This window comes from Sphingomonas sp. VDB2 (genome assembly GCF_047946695.1).
GTDB classification, from domain to species: domain Bacteria; phylum Pseudomonadota; class Alphaproteobacteria; order Sphingomonadales; family Sphingomonadaceae; genus Sphingobium; species Sphingobium bisphenolicum.
The window spans coordinates 944893-963540 of record NZ_CP159615.1; the positions used below are offsets into that span (position 1 = coordinate 944893).

An 18648-nucleotide genomic window follows, 5' to 3' on the forward strand; every position below is an offset into this window, starting at 1 on the left:
ACAGCGAAGAGGATTGCGCATGGATATCAGCGGTTTGGCGGCGATCGTAACGGCGCGAGCGAAGGCCGCGGCATCGGCATGAGCGGCGTCGGTCCCCAGCGCACCGCCGCGATCGCAGCAAAGGTCGAAGCCTTTGTCCGCGATGTCGTCGTTCCCTATGAGCATGATCCGCGTCGGGACCATCATGACTGCCCCTCCGAGGAACTGGTCACCGAACTGAAGGACAAGGCGCGGGCAGCGGGCGTACTGACCCCGCATATCCTGGAGGATGGCAGCCATCTCAGCCAGCAGGAAACCGCCATCGTGCTGGCGAAGACGGGGCTGTCGCCGCTGGGACCGCTGGCGTGCAACACAGCCGCGCCCGATGAAGGCAATATCTATCTGCTCGGCAAGGTCGGCAGTGCGGAGATCAAGGAACGGTTTCTCAAGCCGTTGATCGAGGGCCGCACCCGATCGGCCTTCTTCATGACCGAACCTGCGGCCGAAGGTGGAGCGGGATCGGACCCGTCGATGATGCAGACGACCTGCCATCAGGATGGCAATCACTGGGTCGTCAACGGGCGCAAGGCGTTCATCACCGGGGCCGACGGCGCGGGGATCGGCATCGTCATGGCCAAGTCGCAAGACGGTGCGTGCATGTTCCTGGTCGACCTGCCCGACCCGGCGATCCGCATCGACCATGTCCCCAATACGATCGACAGTTCGATGCCGGGTGGCCATGCCGTCCTGACCATCGACAATCTGCGCGTGCCGGCCGACCAGATGCTGGGCAATCCGGGCGAGGGGTTCCAATATGCGCAGGTGCGCCTGAGCCCGGCGCGGCTATCGCATTGTATGCGCTGGCTGGGCGCGTGCATCCGCGCGCACGAAATCGCAACCGATTACGCCAATCGGCGCATGGCCTTCGGCAAGACGCTGATCGACCATGAGGGCGTCGGCTTCATGCTGGCGGACAATATGATCGACCTGAAGCAGTGCGAGTTGATGATCGACTGGTGTGCGGAGGTGCTGGATGGCGGATCGCTGGGCACGGCGGAAAGCTCCATGACCAAGGTCGCGGTGTCCGAGGCCCTGATGCGCGTAGCCGATCGCTGCGTGCAGGTAATGGGCGGTTCCGGCGTGACCAGCGACACCATCGTCGAACAGGTCTATCGCGAGATTCGCGCCTTCCGCATCTATGACGGCCCGACAGAAGTCCACAAATGGAGCCTGGCCAAAAAGATCAGGCGGGACTGGAAGGCGGCCCAGTCGGAAAAGGGCAAGCCATGAGCGGCGTCGGAGAGGACGCCAATGCCGGCACGACGGCCGTGCGCGACACCTATAGGTTCGACGAGGATGCGCTCGCATACTGGATGGCCGCGCATGTCGAGGGCTATGCCGGGCCGCTGCGCGTCGAACAGTTCAAGGGCGGGCAGTCCAACCCGACCTATAAGTTGGTGACGCCTGGCCGCTTCTATGTGCTGCGTCGCAAGCCGCCGGGCGATACGCTGAGAGGCGCCCACGCCGTCGATCGCGAGGCGCGGATATTGACCGCTTTGGGCGGCGTCGGCTTCCCGGTGGCGCATGTCTTCGGCCTCTGCACCGACGAGAGCGTCATCGGCAGCTGGTTCTATATCATGGACATGGTCGAGGGCCGGATCTTCTGGGACGCGACCTTCCCGACCGTCTCCAACGCGGAGCGGCCGGCCTATTTCGACGCCATGAACGCGACGATCGCGCAATTGCATGGGGTCGATTATGCCGCGATCGGGCTGGCCGATTATGGCAAGCCGGGCAATTATTTCGCGCGGCAGATCGGTCGCTGGACCAAGCAATATCTGGAGGATGCGGATGCCGGGCGCGACCCGGACATGGATGCGCTGATCGCCTGGCTGCCAGAGAATATTCCGGCCGGCGAGGAAAGCAGCATCGTCCACGGCGATTTCCGTTGCGACAACATGATCTTCCATCCGACCGAGCCACGCGTGCTGGCGGTGCTGGACTGGGAATTGTCGACGCTGGGCCATCCGCTGGCCGACTTCGCCTATCATGCTATGATGTACCAGATGCCGCCCGATATCGTGGCGGGACTGGGCGGCGTGGATATCGGCGCGCTGAATATTCCGGACGAGGCGGACTATGTCGCGACCTATTGCGCGCGAACGGGCCGGAGCGGCATTCCCAACTGGGATTTCTACATCGCCTTCAACTATTTCCGGCTGGCGGCGATCTTCCACGGCATCAGGGGCCGCGTGATCCGCGGCACGGCGGCGTCCGCCCATGCGCGCGAGCGCGCGAAGGCCCTGCCCCGCCTGTCCGCCCTGGCGCGCCGGTCGATGGAGACATGCCGATGAGCGCGCTTCCCGTTCTGGTCAGCGTGGATGGCGCCGTCGCCACGCTGACACTCAACCGCCCGGCGGCCGGCAATACCGTTAATCAACCGCTGGCCGATGCGCTGCTGGACGCCGCGATCCGCTGCGATAATGATCCGGCTATCCGCTGTGTCGTACTCACCGGCCATGGCAAGCTGTTCTGCGGCGGCGGCGATATATCCGCCTTCGATGCGGCGGGCGATCAGGTGTCGGCCTTTCTCGGCCGGCTGGCAGGCACGCTGCACATGGCGGTGACGCGGTTGCTGCGAATGGACAAGCCATTGTTGGTAGCGGTGAACGGCCCGGCAGCAGGCGCGGGCCTCAGCCTCGCCATATCGGGCGATGTCGTGATCGCGGCGCATTCGGCCCATTTCATCGCGGCCTATGGCAGCGTCGGCCTGACCCCCGATGGCGGCATGTCCTGGCTGCTCCCGCGCCATGTCGGACTGCGCCGCGCGCAGGAAATCATCCTAACCAATCGCAAGGTCAGCGCCGAAGAAGCCGCCGCGATCGGCCTGGTGACGCGCACCGTACCGGATGACCAACTGGCGCCGGAGATGGCGAAGACGGCGCGGATGCTGGCCGATGGGCCGACCGGCGCCATAGCCGGCGCGCGGGCGCTGTTGCTGGAAAGCTCGCACAGCCCGCTCGAAGGCCAGTTGGAGCGCGAGACGCGCAGCATCGCGGCAGCCGGTGGCAGCGCCGAATGTCGCGAAGGGGTCGCGGCATTCCTTGGCCGGCGCAAACCCGATTTCTCAGGAGACGCATGACATGACCGAAGCTTTCATCGTTGACGCCGTACGAACCGCGGGTGGACGCCGCAATGGTGCGCTCGCCGGCTGGCATCCGGCCGACATGGGCGGCGAGGTGCTGAACGCGCTGGTCGACCGCAGCGGCATCGATCCCGCCGCGATAGAGGACGTCATCCTGGGTTGCGTGACGCAGGCGGGCGAGCAAGCCTTCGCCTTTGCCCGCAATGCCGTGCTCGCGTCCCGCCTGCCCCAGAGCGTACCCGCCGTCACCATCGATCGCCAGTGCGGATCATCGCAGCAGGCGCTGCAATTCGCGGCGCAGGCAGTCATGTCCGGCACACAGGATGTCGTCATCGCGGCCGGCGCGGAAAGCATGACGCGCGTACCGATGTTCTCCAACACCGCCTATCATCAGCGCGAAGGCGTGGGCGTCGGCCCGTTCAGCGACCGCGTCAAGCAGCGCTTTGGCGTGGAGAGCTTCAGCCAGTTCGAAGGCGCCGAAATGATCGCAGCCAAATATGGCTTCGATCGCGAGACGCTGGACCGCTATGCACTGCAAAGCCACCAGCGCGCCGCAGCCGCCACCGAGGCCAATCGCTTCGTCGGACAGATCGTGCCGCTGGCGGTCGAGGGCGGCGTCCATGTGAAGGATGAGGGTGTCCGCGCCGACGCGACGCTGGAAGGCATCGGATCGGTCAAGCTGCTCAAGGAAGGCGGCGTGGTGTCGGCCGCCAATGCCAGCCAGATTTGCGACGGCGCATCGGCCGTGCTGGTCGTCAACGAACGGGCGCTCAAGGCGCATAATCTGACGCCACTGGCGCGGATCGTGAACATGACGGTAACAGCCGGTGACCCGGTCATCATGCTGGAAGAGCCGGTCTTCGCCACGCGCAAGGCGCTGGCACGGGCGGGCATGACGATCGACGACATCGATCTGTATGAAGTGAACGAAGCCTTTGCGCCGGTGCCGCTTGCCTGGCTCCAGGCGCTCGACGCCGACCCGGCCAGGCTCAACGTCAATGGCGGCGCGATCGCGCTTGGCCATCCGCTGGGCGCGACCGGCACGAAGCTGATGGCGACTTTGATCCACGAGCTGCGCGCGCGCGGGAAGCGCTATGGGCTTCAGACAGTGTGCGAAGGCGGCGGCATCGCCAATGTGACGATCGTGGAGGCGCTGTAATGGCGTTGAAGACGCGCATCACGCAACTGCTAGGCATCGAACATCCGATCGTCCAGGGCGGCATGATGTGGGTCGGCCGCGCCGAACTGGCGGCGGCCGTGTCCAATGCCGGTGGTCTTGGCATCCTCACCGCGCTGACTCAGCCTACGCCCGACGATCTACGGCGGGAAATCGATCGTTGCCGCGCGATGACCGACAGCCCGTTCGGCGTAAACCTCACCATATTGCCGTCGGTGACGCCGCCGCCCTATGCCGAGTATCGCAGGGCGATCATCGACAGCGGCGTCACGATCGTCGAGACGGCGGGCCACAAGCCGCAGGCGCATGTCGACGATTTCAAGGGGCACGGCATCACCGTCCTGCACAAATGCACCGCCGTCCGGCATGCCCTGTCCGCGGAGCGCATGGGCGTGGACATCATTTCCATCGACGGCTTCGAATGTGCGGGCCATCCGGGCGAAGACGATATACCGGGCCTGATCCTGATCCCGGCTGCGGCCGACAAGGTGACAATCCCGATGCTGGCGAGCGGCGGGATCGGCGACGGGCGCGGCCTTGCGGCGGCGCTGGCGCTGGGGGCAGAGGGCATCAACATGGGCACCCGCTTCTGCGCCACGGTCGAGGCGCCTATCCATGAGCGCGTAAAACAGTTCATCATCGACAATGACGAGCGCGACACCAACCTGATCTTCCGCAAATTCCACAATACCGGCCGCGTCGCCAGGAACGGCGTGTCGGACCAGGTAGTGGAGATCAGCGCGCAAGCCGATGCCGTTTTCGAGGATATCCGTGCGCTCGTGTCCGGCGCCAAGGGACGCGACGCGCTTGAAACCGGAAATCTGGAGGCTGGTCTGATCTGGGCTGGGCAAATTCAGGGGCTGATCCACGACATTCCCACCTGCGCCGATCTGCTGGCGCGCATCGTCGATGAGGCGGAAACAATCATCAGCGGCCGCCTCGCCTCTTTCCTCCAGCCCGCTCTGGTCGAAGGAGGCTGAGGCGGCAGCCTGTTCGGCCGCTTTGAAGCCTCAGCTTGGGCCTATTCAGAACGGGGTGACATCATCCGCGCGCGCCCGTCAGAACGCGATTTCCTCGCCCTGAAAATCGAACAGCTTGCCACTGTCGGGCGCCTTCAAGCCCTCGATCACGTCCAGCAGTTGCAACGCCGCGCGTTCCGCATCGAACAGGCGCCCCGCCGGGACATTGGCCTGGAACGGGCGCGACAATTGCGTATCGACCGTGCCGGGATGCAACGACACGACGATCGCCCGATCGTTGCGGCGGCGTTCCTCGATCGCCAGGGTGCGGACCAGCATATTGAGCGCGGCCTTGGCCGCGCGATAGCCGTGCCACCCGCCCAGGCGATTGTCGCTAATCGATCCCACCCGCGCCGACAGCGCCGCGAACACCGTGCGGCCTGCTTTGGGCATGATCGGCAGGAAATGCTTCGCCACCAGCGCGGGACCGATCGCGTTGATCGCATAGATTTGCGCGAGCCAGTCCGGATCGAGATCGCGCAGCGCCTTTTCCGGGCCTCTGTCGCCTTCATGCAGCAAACCTGTCGCGACGATGACCAGGGTCGGCGCGGAGCCGCTGGCCACATGCGCGGCGGCCTTGGCGATGCTGGACTCATCCCGCAGATCGATATGCTGCGCGTCGCTTCGCGAGCGCGCGAAACCGTGGACGACGGCAAACGTGCCTTCCTCCATCAGCGTCGCTTCCAATGCCCCGCCAATACCGCCGGATGCGCCGATGATGACGGCGGACGCCTTGCTGCCTGGGGTCATGTCCGGCTGAAACGCCAGCGATCCGCGTCGCTCTCTTCAGCGTCGAAGCGATAGCCGTCGCTGTCGAACCCGCGCATCGCATCCGCGTCCGTGATATGATGTTCGCACAACCAGCGCGCCATCATGCCCCGCGCCCGCTTGGCATTGAAGCTTATGAAGCGCGGACCGTTCGGACCGGGTTCGCGAAATTCGACCTCGATCACCCGGACCTTGCCCAGCCTGCCCTTGACCGCCGCGAAATATTCCTGGCTGGCAAGGTTGAGTAAGACGCCCGATCCTTCCTCGGCAAGCTGGGCCAGCAGGAACTGCGCGATCCGGTCATCCCACCAGTCGGTCAGGCTTTTGCGGCGCGGCGCCCAGCGCGTGCCCATTTCGAGCCGATAGGGCCGGATGGCGTCGAGCGGCCGCAACAGGCCGTAGAGGCCCGACAACATGCGGACATGGTCCTGCGCGAAAGCGACGCCGGCCGCATCCAGCGTATCCACCTCGAAGCCGGTATAGACGTCGCCGGCAAAGGCGAACAGCGCCGGCCGTTCGGGCAGGTCCGCAAAGTCGCGAAACCGGTCGGCATTGAGCTTGGCGAGGCGCGGAGAAATATGCATCAACTCCGACAGTCGTTTTTGCGTCAGGTTCGCCGCCGATTTGGCGAGACTGCGCGCCTCCTGCGCGAAATGCGGGGTCGATGCCTCAAGCGGCGGTAGCGTGCGCTCGAAATCGAGCGTCTTGGCGGGGGACAGGAGCGCAATCATGGCTGCGCGGGTAGAACGGTCCGACGCGGGCGTCAAACCGCCTGTAGAAGGACATCGGCCGATATCGCTCGCGATAGTTTTAAAGCTTGCCGGTCGTCCCGATTGCAGGAATAAAAACTCGCTGAACGTTCGAGGAAATGGAATAGTGCATACGCCCGGTACACCGACCTTCGACCAGTTGCGCATCTTCCTGACCATCGTCGATACGGGCAGTTTCGCGGCGGCCGGGCGCAGTCTCAACCGGGCGGTTTCGGTCATCAGCTATGGTGTCGCCAATCTGGAGGCGCAATTGGGCCTGATGCTGTTTGAGCGGGAGGGGACGCGCAAGCCGCAACTGACCGTGGCGGGCCGTGCGTTGCTGGCCGAAGCGCGCAGCATATCGCACGGCATTGACGGACTCCGCGCCAAGGTGAAGGGCCTGCTGGACGGGCTGGAAGCAGAGGTCGATCTGGCGGTCGACGTCATGGTGCCATCCGAACGGCTGGGTCGGGTATTGCGCGCCTTCGCCGCGGAATTTCCGACGGTACAGTTGCGCCTGCATGTCGAGGCGCTGGGCGCGATCACGGCGATGGTGCTGGATCGCGCTGCGGTGGTCGGCATTTCCGGGCCGCTCGCCGCGGGGGTCGAGGGGGTCGAATGCATCGCGGCGGGGTCCGTGCCGATGGTGCCGGTCGCCGCGCCCGATCATCCGCTCGGCCGCATGGAACGCATCCCGCCGGGCGCGGGCCGGGACTATACCCAGTTGGTGCTGACCGACCGCTCGCGCTTCACCGAAGGACAGGATTATTCGGTGATAAGCCCCAAGACCTGGCGGCTCGCCGACCTAGGCGCCAAGCACGCGCTGCTGCGCGAAGGGATAGGCTGGGGCAATATGCCGCTGCCGATGATCGAGCCGGATCTGGTCGCGGGGACGCTGGTGCGGCTCGCCATGCCCGATCATTTGGGCGGCACCTACCGCTTTGCCGGCGTATGGCGACGCGACACGCCGCCGGGCCCGGCCGCGTCCTGGCTGCTCGACCAGTTCGTGGCGCTCGGAAAGGACGATCTGGAACTGCACGGGATGGGCGATGTCTGAGCAGCGCGACGGGTTCGCGCCCGATCGACGGATCGAGCGGGCACCGCAAGATCAGCCCGCCACCATATCGCCGGCTGCGGGGTGCGACATGCAGGCCAGCGTCCCCGCCAGGACCATTACCCCCGCCAGGACCAGCGGCGCGACCAGTCCGCCATGGGTGACGAGGAACGCGCCGATCGCCGCGCCCAGGAAGATGGCGGCGACACTGCCGATGCGTCGCCCCCAATTGGGGTTGCTGCCGCCCGCCAGGCTGGAATCGGCGGCCAGTCCGGTCACTGTCAGGGTCAGGACGGTAGTGGTGAGGTCGGGCACCTTCAGTTGGCGGATCGTCGCGTTGCGAAAGCCCATGGCGACGCCGGTGAGCGCGATGACCGCGAAGATCTTATAATCCGGCGACTGAATCGCGACGTCAAAGCCGACCGCAACGCCGGCGGCGATCCAGAGAAGCACGGCTTCCACCAGCGCGGCGACCAGCAGCCATCGGCGCAGCGGCAGTCCGGCATGGCCCTTGCCCACCCGTCCCGCAGCCAGCGCGCCGATCATGAAGGCTGCAACGGCGGCCAGATAGGGCGCGACGCGAAAGCCGGGCGTGCCGGCGGCGGCAAAGCCCAGGAAGACGATATTGCCGGTCATATTTGCGGTGAATACCTTGCCCAGTCCCAGCACGCTGATGGCATCGACCAAACCGGTGGTGACGGACAACAACAGAAGCAGCCATGGCAACGGTGACGGGGTGGTTTTGGCGGCGGTCATGGATGGTCTCCCTGTGGATAGGCCGCTGGTTTAAGGGGCAGGCCCGGCCAGAGGCATCCGAATAAAATGGACCGCTTTGTTCGAAATAATGGAATAAGGATCAGAAGCGGAAATTGCTCTCCAGCCCGAACATCTTGATCGTCTCGGCCGGGCCGGTTTGGCGAAGGAAGGCGCCCGGCGAAAAGGCCGACAACGAAGTGGACAATTCCCATTCGGGCGTCGCCTGCCAGCTCAGCGCCGCTTCGACCTGCGTGCCGATAAAGCGCGATGTCGCGTTGCCCGGCACGCGGATCAGGTTGCCTGGAATGTCGTAGATGCCGTCGCCCTTGGTATAGCGCCAATAGGCCATGCCCGCGATCGACAGCGACAGGTCGTCGCGCAGGGTCAAGGCGACGCCGGGATGCAGGTTGATGATGTTGGTCGGGCCGATGGGTGAGAGCTCGCCGAAATATTTGCCCTTGGGGAAAAGCGCGTTGAACGTGCCGAGCGTCCCATTCGCCTTGCGATCGCCGCTGACGACATTGGCGCGCATGATGATCTGTGGCGTCAGCGGCAGCGCAGGCAGGCGGCGGCCGATTTCGGTGCCGATCGTCCAGGCGGCGATGCGCTGCCCGGCATAATGGCCGAACTGGGCGACGCCCTCGACATTCCAGCGCCAAGCGCCCCGTGTGCCATATGACCGCACGCCGACACTGTGCCGGACCTCGCGCCCTTCCAGCCCGCCGAAGCGGGCGGCGCGGTTGCGGTAACCCAGATAATAGAGGTCGAGTTCCGGCAGTGCGACATAGGCGCCCCAGAGCGCCTTCCTGTCCGAGGTAGCGTCGTCGAAACTGCCCAGGCCTGGCTGTACCGGCCGCACCGCCAGCAGGCTGAGTTGCGCCTTGCCAAGCGTCATGTCGGCGCGAACGCCGTCAAAGGCGAGCGGCACATTGGGACCATAACGGGTGCCGATCAGCCGCTCGGTTCCCAGCGAGAGCATCTGCCGACCGGCGCGCAGGGTGACGGCGCCCAGATCGACCTCCGCAAAGCCCTGCAGGATATCCACGCCGGTCCGGTCGACCGGACCGGCGGCGGGCGCGACGCCGACCGCATAGGCGACGACCGGCTGGATGAAAGCCCGCACATCGCCGATATGCAGGTCGGCATAGGGCAGCGCGCGCAGCCAGAGATAGGCGTCGTCGGGCGCATCGGCTCCGCCTCACAGATTGTCATCGAAGCTCTCGACGCGTGCGCGCAATTCGATGCCGGTCGAAACCCAAGCGTCGGACCCCAGCGGCACATATTTGAACGGTTCTGTCCAGCGGCCGTCATGGTTGGCGGGATCGGCAAGCCGGCTCCAATCCTCCTGATAACGCGTATTGGTGAGGGTCGGCGGCTGCCAGGGTTCGCCCGTTTGGGCGCTGGCGGGCGCGGCGACGACCAGCGCAGCCAGCAGCGCCGGACTACGCACGGACCGTCACGCGCTGGCGCGAGACGATGGCGATCAGGGCGAATCCGCCGACCAGGCCCAGATGTTCGAAGAAGGCGTTGGTCGCCATGAAGCGCGCTGGCCCCTCCATCGTCCAGAAACCATTGGCGACGATGGCGGCCAGCAGGGTGAAGGCGCCCAGCATCCCAGCGCCCAGCCAGGCCATCGCGTCCATCAGGATCAGCGCCGGTCCGACCAGTTCGACCGCAATGGTGAGCACAGCGAACAGGGCGGCGGGCTGGAGGCCGAAATGCGCCTGTTCGGCAATGGCGCCCTGCCAGTCACTGAGCTTGACCAGGCCGCCGAGGATATAAGGACCGGTCAGCGTCAGGCGGGCGAGGAACCAGGTTGCGCGCGCGTCGAGGATGGCGGCGATGGGCCGTGGTGTGAAAGACATGAGATATATCCTGTTGGATGAAGCGGATCAGACCGCCCAGCAGCCGCAGCCGAGCGAACCCCAGAAGCTCTGGACGTCGGCGGCAGGGACGGAGGCGCCCAGCGCGGCAGCATGGTCATGACCATGGACGCCGCAGGAGGAAGCGCAGCCGCAGGCCGACGCCAGCTTCCGGGCCGTCGCGTCCTTGCGATAATGGCCGCCGAAGGTTGCGACCGGCGACCAGTCTGGCATCGCCTTGGGTGCGATCGGGGCCAGCGGGCCGAAATCGCCCTCGCCATAGACGATCCTGCCGCCCAGCACGGTGAGGACGGATCGGAGCAAGGCGATCTCGTCCTCCGGCACGCTGAAATAATCGTCCGACAGCAAAGCAAGATCGGCGAGTTGTCCGGCCTTGATCTGTCCCTTCTTGCCGACCTCGTTCGAGAACCATGTGTTGCGTTCGGTCCAGAGGCGCAGCGCAGTCTCGCGGTCGAGCCGGTTGCGGACGGGATAGAGGGCGAGGCCACCGACCGTCTTCGACGTGACCAGCCAGGAGAGCGACACCCACGGATTATAGCTGGCGACGCGGGTGGCGTCGGTGCCGGCACCCACGGGGATACCCGCCGCCATCATCTTCTTGATCGGCGGGGTCGCCTCGGCCGCCTTGGCGCCATAGCGCTCGACGAAATATTCGCCCTGAAACGCCATGCGGTGCTGCACGGCGATGCCGCCGCCCAGGGCCGCGATCCGGTCTATATTGCGATCGCTGATCGTTTCGGCATGGTCGAAGAACCAGTTGAGCCCTTCAAGCGGGATATCCTTGTTCACCTTCTCGAACACGTCAAGAGCGCGGCCGATCGTCTGGTCGTAGGTTGCGTGCAGGCGCCAGGGCCAGCGGCGTTCGGCGAGGAGGCGGATGACGGGTTCCAGATCGCCTTCCATCTCCGGCGCCATGTCGGGCCGGGCCACGCGAAAATCCTCGAAATCGGCGGCGGAATAGACCAGCATCTCGCCTGCGCCATTGTGGCGATAGCTGTCATCGCCATCGCCCGGCTTTATCTGGGTCGACCAGTTCGCGAAGTCCTTCAGCTCTTCCCTGGGCTTCTGGGTGAAGAGATTATAGGCGATGCGCAGGGTCAGTTCGCCGTCCCGGTGCAGCTTCTCCACGATCTCATAATCGTCGGGATAATTTTGGGAACCGCCGCCCGCGTCGATGACACTGGTGACGCCCAGCGAATTCAGCTCGCGCATGAAATGTTTCGTGCTGTTGAGCTGATATTCGGGCGGCAGCTTCGGCCCCTTGGCCAGCGTCGCATAAAGGATCGTCGCGTTGGGCTGGGCCAGCAGCAGCCCGGTCGGATTGCCCTGCGCATCGCGGACGATCTCGCCGCCCGGCGGGTTGGGCGTATCCTTGGTATAACCCACGGCGCGCAACGCGGCGGCGTTGAGGATCGCGCGGTCGTAGAGGTGGAGGATGAAAACCGGCGTGTCGGGGGCTGCCGCGTTGATCTCCGCGATGGTGGGCAGGCGCTTTTCGGCGAACTGATGTTCGGTGAAGCCACCGACGACGCGCACCCACTGGGGCGGCGGGGTGTTGTCGGCCTGGCGCTTGAGCATCGCCATCGCTTCGGACAAGCTGGGCACGCCTTCCCAGCGCAGCTCCATATTGTAATTGAGGCCGCCCCGGATGACGTGGATGTGGCTGTCGATCAGGCCGGGGATCAGGCGGCGGCCCTGCGCATCGATTACCGTGGCGTCCGGGGCCGCAGCGGCACGCACCTCCTGCTCGCCGCCGACCGCCAGGAACTTGCCGCTGCGGATGGCGACCGCTTCAGCGACCGGATGTTCGCGGTCCAGGGTCGTGACCTTCGCGTTGATGAGGATGATGTCCTTCTGGGTCATGGCGAAACTTTCCGTGGCGGTGAGAAGAGCGGTAGTGGCGGCACTGGCCAGGGCCTGGCGACGGGTCATCATGCGTGCGGCTCCGATGGGCGGCTATGGGTCGAAGGGGCGAGATAATGCCGGGCAGCGGGGATCACCGCCTCGCCCAGCAATATCCCTGCCAGCCCGATCAGGGCGATGACGGGCGGGGCGGGAGAACGGACGCCCAGCAGGCTGTAGACGATGCCGACGATCAGGCCAGCGCCCAGCGAGACGATATAGGCTTTCATGTCCGTTCTCCCCGTTCCGCGATCAGGCCTGGATGAAGGCGAGGATGTCGGCGTTCAGTATGTCGGCATTCACCGTCAGCATGCCGTGCGAATAGCCTTCGTAGATTTTGAGCGTGGCGTTCGGCAGGATTTCGGCCTGTAACACACCCGCATTTTTATACGGCACGACCTGGTCGTCGTCGCCATGCAGCACCAGCGTCGGCACGGCGATGGCCTTGAGGTCATCGGTCTGATCGGTTTCGGAAAAGGCCTTGATCCCGGCATGGTGGGCGAGCGCGCTGCCCATCATCCCCTGGCGCCACCAGTTGTCGATGACGGCCGGCTTCACATCCGCGCCTTCGCGGTTGAAGCCATAGAAGGGACCGGCGGCGACATCGCGGAAGAATTGGGCGCGGTTGGCGGCGAGGCCCGCGCGCAGACCGTCGAACACGTCCATGGGCAGGCCGCCGGGATAGCGATCGGTCTTCAGCATGATCGGCGGCACGGCGCTGACCAGCACGGCCTTGGCGACGCGGCCCTGCGGCAGGCCGTGGCGCGCGACATAGGCAGCGACTTCGCCCCCGCCGGTCGAATGACCGATATGGATGGCGTTGTTCAAGTCGAGATGGGCGACGACCGCAGCGGCGTCGGCGGCATAATGGGCCATGTCATGGCCGACATCGACCTGGGCGGAGCGGCCATGGCCGCGGCGATCATGGGCGACGACGCGATAGCCCTTGGACAGGAAGAACAGCATCTGCGCGTCCCAGTCGTCCGACGACAGCGGCCAGCCATGGTGGAACATGATCGGCTGAGCGTCCTTGCTGCCCCAGTCCTTGTAGAAGATGTCGACGCCGTCGGCGGTGGTGACGAAATTGCTCATGGGTAAAATCCTTCACGCAGGAGAAAAATGGTGGCCGAGCGAAAAGGGCGCGCCCGGCCAGGGCAGATCAATGGCTGCCTTCGGACGCGCCGAACATGGTCTTGGCATAGGTGATGCCCAGGCCATAGGCGCCGCCCCATTTGCGGGCGATGCCGGTTGTCATGTCGTAGGTTTCGGTGCGCGCCCAGTCGCGCTGCAGTTCGAGCAGATATTGGAGCGAGGTGATCGGCTTGGCGCCGGCTGCGATCATGCGTTCCACGGCGCGCTCATGTGCTTCTTCGGAAATATCGCCGCTGGCGTCGGTGATGACATAGGCTTCGAACCCCTGTTCGATCGCGGAGAGGACGGGGCCGACGATGCAGACGCTGGTCCACAGGCCCGCGAACACGACGCGCTCCTTGGCGATGCGATTGACTTCGTCGATGACGGCGGCGTCTTCCCAGCTGTTCATCGAGGTGCGATCCAGCAGCGCCTGGCCGGCAAAGGCGTCGGTGATCTCGCCGAACATCGGGCCGGAGAAGCTCTTTTCTGCCACCGTGGTCAGGATGGTGGGGACGCCGAAGCCGGCGGCGGCGTTCGAAATCAGTGCGGCGTTGTTGCGCAGCAGTTCGGACGCGATCGACTTGGTGGCGAAGGCCATCTGCGATTGAAAGTCGATCAGGACGAGCGCGTGGTTGGTGGGGCTCAGAAGAGCCTTGGCGGGGGTTGGCGTGGCGGTGATCGACATGGTGGAAACCTCCTGTTTAAACTCATGGCGCCCGGTACGTTCGGGCTGAGAGGAGGTTTATGCGATGGAGGTCATCCGAAACAGTCGGATAAATTTATCTTCATTGTTCGAATTTACAGAATGAATTACCGATACCCCCTCGCCTTCTGCACGATATCTCGCCAAGGGTCGGACGTGGGGATGATGCTGAATAAAAGCGGATCGACGCGCTGATGCCGAGGGGATTTGCTGCGTTAATGGGCGCGCCTTCGCTGGTTATGGAACATTTGCAGCGCCCCACGCCCTGCCCCCGCATGTCATAGCGCGCTGTTAGCCCACTTGTGGCGTCCGTGCCCTTCCCGGCGCACAGGCGCGCGCAACCGCCAGAATAGCGCGCGCCTGCCAGGAATCAGGCGATGAAGGGGAAGGCCAGCGCGATCATGCCCACCAGCGTCATGACCACGCACACCGCCACCGCGGGCAGCAGGGTAAAGCGCTGATGATCGGCCAGGTCGATGCCCGCCAGGCTGACGAGCAGATAGGTGGACGGCACCAGCGGGCTGAGCAGGTGGACCGGCTGGCCCATCAGCGATGCGCGCGCGATGGCCATCGGCTCCACGCCATAATGGGCGCCGGCTTCGGCCAGGATCGGCAACATGCCGAAGTAAAAGGCATCGTTGGAGATGAAGAAGGTGAAAGGCAGGCTGAGCAGCGCGGTGATCGGGGCCATATAGGGGCCGAGCGCCGGCGGGATGACGCCGACCACTTCCTTGCTCATCGCCTCCACCATGCCGGTGCCGCCCAAAATGCCGGTAAAGATGCCGGCGGCAAAGATCAGCGAGACGACGGACAGGACATTGCCGGCATGGGCAGCGATCCGCTCCTTCTGCTGCGCGACCCCGGGATAGTTGACGATCATCGCGATGGCGAAGGCGATCATCATCAGGACCGACAGCGGCAGCAATCCCCAGACCAGCAGGGTAAGCAGCGCAACGACCAGCGCGCCATTGAACCAGATGAGATGCGGGCGACGCGCTTCGGGATATTGGGACACCGCCATATGGGCGGCTTCGGTCGTCTCCATGACGCTGACATGGCCCAGGCGGCTGCGTTCCTTGCGGCCGAACCAGACGGCCAGTCCGATCAGGAAGGCGAGGCCCGCGATCATGCCGGGGATCAGCGGCAGGAAGAGCGTCGCCGCGTCCAGCTTGAGCGCGCTGGCGGCCCGCGCCGTCGGTCCGCCCCAGGGCGTCAGGTTCATCACGCCGCTGGTCACCATCAGCAGGCAGCACAGATAGAGCCGGTTCATGCCGAACCTTTTGTAGAGCGGCAGCAGCGCGGCGATGGTGATGATGTAGGTCGTGGACCCGTCGCCATCCAGGCTGACGAGCGCGCACAGCACCACGCTGCCCACCAGGATCAGCAGCGGATCGCCATGGACGATGCGGATCAGCCGCCCGACCAGCGGATCGAACAGGCCCGTATCGGTCATGGTCGAAAAGAAGAGGATGGCGAACAGCAGCATGACGCCGGTCGGCGCCAGATTCTTGATCCCCTCGATCATCATGTCGCCCAGTCCCGCCGACTGCCCGGCGATCACCCCGAAGACGGAAGGGATGACGATGAGCGCGACCAGCGGCGTCATCTTCTTGGTCATGATCAGCGTCATGAATGTGGCGACCATCAGGAAGCCGAGCAGGGCGAGGTTCATCGCTGCGTCCTTGAAAGAACTAAAGAAATGGGGATCAGAAGGTCACGCCGACGCGGGCGGAGATGGTCTGGCCATCGTCGCTGCCGGTATAGGCGCCGGCGCGATTGTCGCTGTGCCACTGGATGCCGTTCAATTGGAAGCGGGTGAAGCTATTGAGATACCAGTTGACCCCGACCGTCGCGGCCCAGCCCTCCCCGCCCAGGACGAGATCGGTATAGTCGAGATTTTCGTAGCGCGCCGTCAGTTCGATCGCGCCGGTGCCGCCGTCTAGCACGGGGTCGAGCACATTGGGCTGGCCGAAGCTGCCGAGGCGCGGGTTGTAGGGCGGCAGTTCGCCGGTCAGGAACAGGCCGGTGGACAGGCTCCACGCCTTGCTCTTGAAGTCGGGGCGCCCCGCGTCGAGCCGCGCGATCCGCTGGCCCGCCTCGCCCATCACCCACAGGCCGCCGGTATAGCCGCCCAGTTCGACGCCATAGCCGGTGGTGGATCGGCCACCGAGCAGTTCGCCTGTGCTTACCCGCACCGCGCCGTTGAAACGTCCACCGATCACGGTGCTGCGCGTCAATGTCGTCGCTGCCGAAGACAGGGCTTCGTCGAAGCCCCATGCGCCGACATGCAGCAGCGACGTGTCGGTCTTGATCGGGTTCCAATGCGCGCGCGCCGACACGGTGCGGCTGTCGTTGGTCGCCTGCTGCCCATCGACGCGATCGCCGGTGACCGCGACCGACGCGTGCCAGTTCGGCCCGAACATCCGCCCCATGATACCGATGCCGTAGAAGCCGCGCTGCGGGATGATCGCCGTCGACACCGTGCCGCGTTCCAGGAACGGCGTGGAGTCGGAACCCGTGCTGCCCTCGAACGCGCGGTCGTTGAACAGATGGCCGACGCGCACGTCATAATCGACCTTGCTGCCGATTTTGTTGCGCCAGCCCATGAAGGCGGTGACGATATCGACCTCATTTTCGGAAAAGTCGGTTTCGAACTGATAGAAGAAATGCGGTCCGACCCCGCCCTCCAGCCCCAGGCGCAGCGCGCGCATACCGGTGGTGGTGGTGTTACGACCGCTATATTTCGATCCCATGGTCGAGCTGACGTCCACCAGAATCCGGCCGCGCGGCTTGTAAGTGAACACACCGTCGGCCGAACGGAACACCGGCAGGCCCGCGCCCCATTCGGTCTTGAGTCCAACCTCGTTCGCCGCGATGGCGCGCGCCTGCGCCACGTCGATGTCGGCGGGGCCGGGCGGCACGATCTGCGGCGCGAAGGGACTGACCGTCAAGGGCGGCGACGCGGCCTGCTGTTGAGCCATTTGCGGCGCGGAAGCCGGCGTTGGTGCGGATTGGGCCGCGGCCATGGCGGCATTCTGCCCTTCCAGCTTGTCGAGCCAGGCTTTCAACGCGGCGATCTCCGCGGCCTGCGCGCGCACCAGATCGGCCAGATCGGCATTGCTGGGCGCCTGGGCCAGCGCAGGGGTGGCGGCGATCAGCGCCAGCGCGGCACAACCGCCGCGCAGGAAGGAAGACGTCATTGGCTCTGGGCTCCGGAAGTGAGGATCGCGTTCCAATCGCGCAGGAAGCGCTGGCGCTTGAGGCGGTCGAGATTGACGAGGAGCTGGGGACCGACACGGATCGGCCGGACCTGCGCGGCGGGGAGGCGGCGGGCGCGGATGTCGGTCCGCACCGGCCAAAGGCTGTGCTGGGCGAGCAGCGACTGCCCCTGGCGCGACAGCAGGAAATCGAGGAACAGCTTCGCCGCGGCGGGATGTCGCGCCTCACGCGCGATAAAGGCGATGCGCGACGTGACGATCGTATAGTCCTGCGGGAAGACTACGCCGATCCGCGGATCGCGCCGCGCCCGCTCCAACGCATAGGAGCCGATCACGTTATAGGCGATCGCCTGCCGCCCTTCGGCCACCGCGCGCAGCATCGGCTCCGTCGTGGTCGCCAGCACCGGACGGGTCGCGGCCATCGCTTCCACCAGCGATCGGGTGTCGCGCGTGATCGCGAAATCCTCGGCCAAATAGAGATAGCCGACATTGGAGCGCGCCGGATCGAAAGTGGTGACCTTGCCGGTCAGGGCGCGGCGGTCGCGGCGCAGCAGCGCTTCGAGCGCGGCATGGGTGCGCGGCGCCCGCGCATCGGGGATCGCCTTTTTGTTATAGACATAGCCGATCGGCTCGGCGGTCACGCCAAAGCCCATATTCTTCCACACGGCCGACGCCGGCAAAGCGGGCTTTTCGGGGCTGGCATAGGCCTGCGCGAAGCCGTCGTTGATGAGCTTGCCCTGCAGGTCCATCGCGGACGACCAGACAAGGTCGGCCGACGGCTTGCGCCCCCGCGTTTCCGCGACGAAGCGGCGCGCAATCTCGGTCGAACCCAGGTCGGCATAACGCACGGTGACGCCGGGATAGCGGCGCTGGAAAGCGAGGATGAGCGGGGCCATTTCCGCCCGGTCGGCATTGGCGTAGATGCTGACCTGCTGCTCGACGCGGGCGTCGGCGATCAACTGGTCGTAGGAGCGCGGATAGCCGGTCGGCCGCTGCTGCGCGCTTGCCGGGACCGCCGGCATGGACAGGCTTGCCAGCATCGCTATCTTCAGAATAACCCTTCGCATCGACCCATCTCCTCGCTTTCCGTCTCTCTGTTCGGATAAGATGCAAGGGTGGGATAGAAAGCGAACCTGTCATCAACCTTTCAGCAGCCGGTGC

The 18648-nt window shown here is 65.2% G+C and carries 16 protein-coding genes and 2 pseudogenes; 6 read left to right on the plus strand and 12 right to left on the minus strand.

The genetic code is table 11. The features are described from left to right. Positions 1–78 precede the first annotated feature (78 nt). From ABT375_RS04745 to ABT375_RS04765, 5 genes are read left to right on the plus strand one after another with little or no spacing between them, the layout of a single operon-like run. Positions 79–1269 (plus strand): acyl-CoA dehydrogenase family protein, encoded by a 1191-nt coding sequence (locus ABT375_RS04745; RefSeq protein WP_416464276.1) that lies wholly within the window; start codon positions 79–81, stop codon positions 1267–1269. Continuing rightward, a complete protein-coding gene (locus ABT375_RS04750) occupies positions 1266–2333 on the plus strand; it encodes a phosphotransferase (RefSeq protein WP_416464277.1) in 1068 nt (355 codons plus the stop codon). The genes ABT375_RS04745 and ABT375_RS04750 overlap by 4 nt, the downstream gene beginning before the upstream one ends. Beyond that, the gene (locus ABT375_RS04755) at positions 2330–3121 is read left to right on the plus strand and encodes an enoyl-CoA hydratase/isomerase family protein (protein ID WP_416464278.1); all 792 of its coding nucleotides are present in this window, start codon (positions 2330–2332) and stop codon (positions 3119–3121) included. Before ABT375_RS04750 ends, ABT375_RS04755 begins: the two co-directional genes overlap by 4 nt. 1 nt (position 3122) lies before the next feature. Continuing rightward, complete coding sequence (locus ABT375_RS04760; RefSeq protein ID WP_224545997.1) at positions 3123–4283, plus strand: acetyl-CoA C-acetyltransferase; 1161 nt, start codon at positions 3123–3125, stop codon at positions 4281–4283. After that, complete coding sequence (locus tag ABT375_RS04765) at positions 4283–5281, plus strand: NAD(P)H-dependent flavin oxidoreductase (protein ID WP_416464279.1); 999 nt, start codon at positions 4283–4285, stop codon at positions 5279–5281. Before ABT375_RS04760 ends, ABT375_RS04765 begins: the two co-directional genes overlap by 1 nt. Before the next feature lie 78 nt (positions 5282–5359). Here ABT375_RS04765 and ABT375_RS04770 read toward each other — a convergent pair whose 3' ends face one another. Next, positions 5360–6070, minus strand: a complete 711-nt coding sequence (locus ABT375_RS04770) for an SDR family NAD(P)-dependent oxidoreductase (protein ID WP_416464280.1) — start codon at positions 6068–6070, stop codon at positions 5360–5362. Beyond that, entirely contained in the window at positions 6067–6819 is a 753-nt protein-coding gene (gene yaaA, locus ABT375_RS04775) for a peroxide stress protein YaaA (protein ID WP_416464281.1), read from the minus strand. The genes ABT375_RS04770 and yaaA overlap by 4 nt, the downstream gene beginning before the upstream one ends. 145 nt (positions 6820–6964) lie before the next feature. Between yaaA and ABT375_RS04780 the strand changes: the two genes are divergently transcribed. Beyond that, positions 6965–7894 carry a LysR family transcriptional regulator gene (locus ABT375_RS04780; protein WP_416464282.1) on the plus strand — a complete coding sequence of 310 codons (930 nt, stop codon included), beginning with the start codon at positions 6965–6967 and terminating at the stop codon, positions 7892–7894. Positions 7895–7945: 51 nt separating this feature from the next. Here the strand turns inward: ABT375_RS04780 and ABT375_RS04785 are convergent, their stop codons facing one another. The 10 genes and pseudogenes from ABT375_RS04785 to ABT375_RS04830 form a co-directional block, all read right to left on the minus strand. Next, positions 7946–8647, minus strand: a complete 702-nt coding sequence (locus tag ABT375_RS04785; protein ID WP_416464283.1) for a YoaK family protein — start codon at positions 8645–8647, stop codon at positions 7946–7948. 100 nt (positions 8648–8747) lie between these two features. Beyond that, positions 8748–10097, minus strand: a pseudogene (locus tag ABT375_RS04790) (alginate export family protein). Further along, positions 10090–10512 (minus strand): DoxX family protein, encoded by a 423-nt coding sequence (locus ABT375_RS04795; protein ID WP_416464284.1) that lies wholly within the window; start codon positions 10510–10512, stop codon positions 10090–10092. The pseudogene ABT375_RS04790 and the gene ABT375_RS04795 overlap by 8 nt, the downstream one beginning before the upstream one ends. A gap of 27 nt (positions 10513–10539) precedes the next feature. After that, a complete protein-coding gene (locus ABT375_RS04800; RefSeq protein ID WP_416464285.1) occupies positions 10540–12465 on the minus strand; it encodes an amidohydrolase in 1926 nt (641 codons plus the stop codon). Positions 12466–12506: 41 nt separating this feature from the next. Continuing rightward, positions 12507–12662 (minus strand): annotated as a pseudogene (locus tag ABT375_RS04805) (DUF1427 family protein); the annotation flags it as partial. 22 nt (positions 12663–12684) lie between these two features. Further along, positions 12685–13524 (minus strand): alpha/beta fold hydrolase, encoded by an 840-nt coding sequence (locus ABT375_RS04810; protein WP_224545979.1) that lies wholly within the window; start codon positions 13522–13524, stop codon positions 12685–12687. 67 nt (positions 13525–13591) lie between these two features. Then, the gene (locus ABT375_RS04815) at positions 13592–14251 is read right to left on the minus strand and encodes a hydrolase (protein WP_416464286.1); all 660 of its coding nucleotides are present in this window, start codon (positions 14249–14251) and stop codon (positions 13592–13594) included. A gap of 388 nt (positions 14252–14639) precedes the next feature. Further along, complete coding sequence (locus ABT375_RS04820) at positions 14640–15941, minus strand: CitMHS family transporter (protein WP_416464287.1); 1302 nt, start codon at positions 15939–15941, stop codon at positions 14640–14642. Between the two features lie 34 nt (positions 15942–15975). After that, positions 15976–17469 carry an OprO/OprP family phosphate-selective porin gene (locus tag ABT375_RS04825; RefSeq protein WP_416464288.1) on the minus strand — a complete coding sequence of 498 codons (1494 nt, stop codon included), beginning with the start codon at positions 17467–17469 and terminating at the stop codon, positions 15976–15978. Then, a complete protein-coding gene (locus ABT375_RS04830; protein ID WP_416464289.1) occupies positions 17466–18554 on the minus strand; it encodes an ABC transporter substrate-binding protein in 1089 nt (362 codons plus the stop codon). The genes ABT375_RS04825 and ABT375_RS04830 overlap by 4 nt, the downstream gene beginning before the upstream one ends. Positions 18555–18648: the final 94 nt, after the last annotated feature.

Coding starts and splice junctions, on each gene's coding strand:
- ABT375_RS04745 (WP_416464276.1), top strand. CDS start 79: ATGAGCGGCGTCGGTCCCCAGCGCACCGCCGCGATCGCAGCAAAGGTC.
- ABT375_RS04750 (WP_416464277.1), top strand. CDS start 1,266: ATGAGCGGCGTCGGAGAGGACGCCAATGCCGGCACGACGGCCGTGCGC.
- ABT375_RS04755 (WP_416464278.1), top strand. CDS start 2,330: ATGAGCGCGCTTCCCGTTCTGGTCAGCGTGGATGGCGCCGTCGCCACG.
- ABT375_RS04760 (WP_224545997.1), top strand. CDS start 3,123: ATGACCGAAGCTTTCATCGTTGACGCCGTACGAACCGCGGGTGGACGC.
- ABT375_RS04765 (WP_416464279.1), top strand. CDS start 4,283: ATGGCGTTGAAGACGCGCATCACGCAACTGCTAGGCATCGAACATCCG.
- ABT375_RS04770 (WP_416464280.1), bottom strand. CDS start 6,070: ATGACCCCAGGCAGCAAGGCGTCCGCCGTCATCATCGGCGCATCCGGC.
- yaaA (WP_416464281.1), bottom strand. CDS start 6,819: ATGATTGCGCTCCTGTCCCCCGCCAAGACGCTCGATTTCGAGCGCACG.
- ABT375_RS04785 (WP_416464283.1), bottom strand. CDS start 8,647: ATGACCGCCGCCAAAACCACCCCGTCACCGTTGCCATGGCTGCTTCTG.
- ABT375_RS04795 (WP_416464284.1), bottom strand. CDS start 10,512: ATGTCTTTCACACCACGGCCCATCGCCGCCATCCTCGACGCGCGCGCA.
- ABT375_RS04800 (WP_416464285.1), bottom strand. CDS start 12,465: ATGATGACCCGTCGCCAGGCCCTGGCCAGTGCCGCCACTACCGCTCTT.
- ABT375_RS04810 (WP_224545979.1), bottom strand. CDS start 13,524: ATGAGCAATTTCGTCACCACCGCCGACGGCGTCGACATCTTCTACAAG.
- ABT375_RS04815 (WP_416464286.1), bottom strand. CDS start 14,251: ATGTCGATCACCGCCACGCCAACCCCCGCCAAGGCTCTTCTGAGCCCC.
- ABT375_RS04820 (WP_416464287.1), bottom strand. CDS start 15,941: ATGAACCTCGCCCTGCTCGGCTTCCTGATGGTCGCCACATTCATGACG.
- ABT375_RS04825 (WP_416464288.1), bottom strand. CDS start 17,469: ATGACGTCTTCCTTCCTGCGCGGCGGTTGTGCCGCGCTGGCGCTGATC.
- ABT375_RS04830 (WP_416464289.1), bottom strand. CDS start 18,554: ATGCGAAGGGTTATTCTGAAGATAGCGATGCTGGCAAGCCTGTCCATG.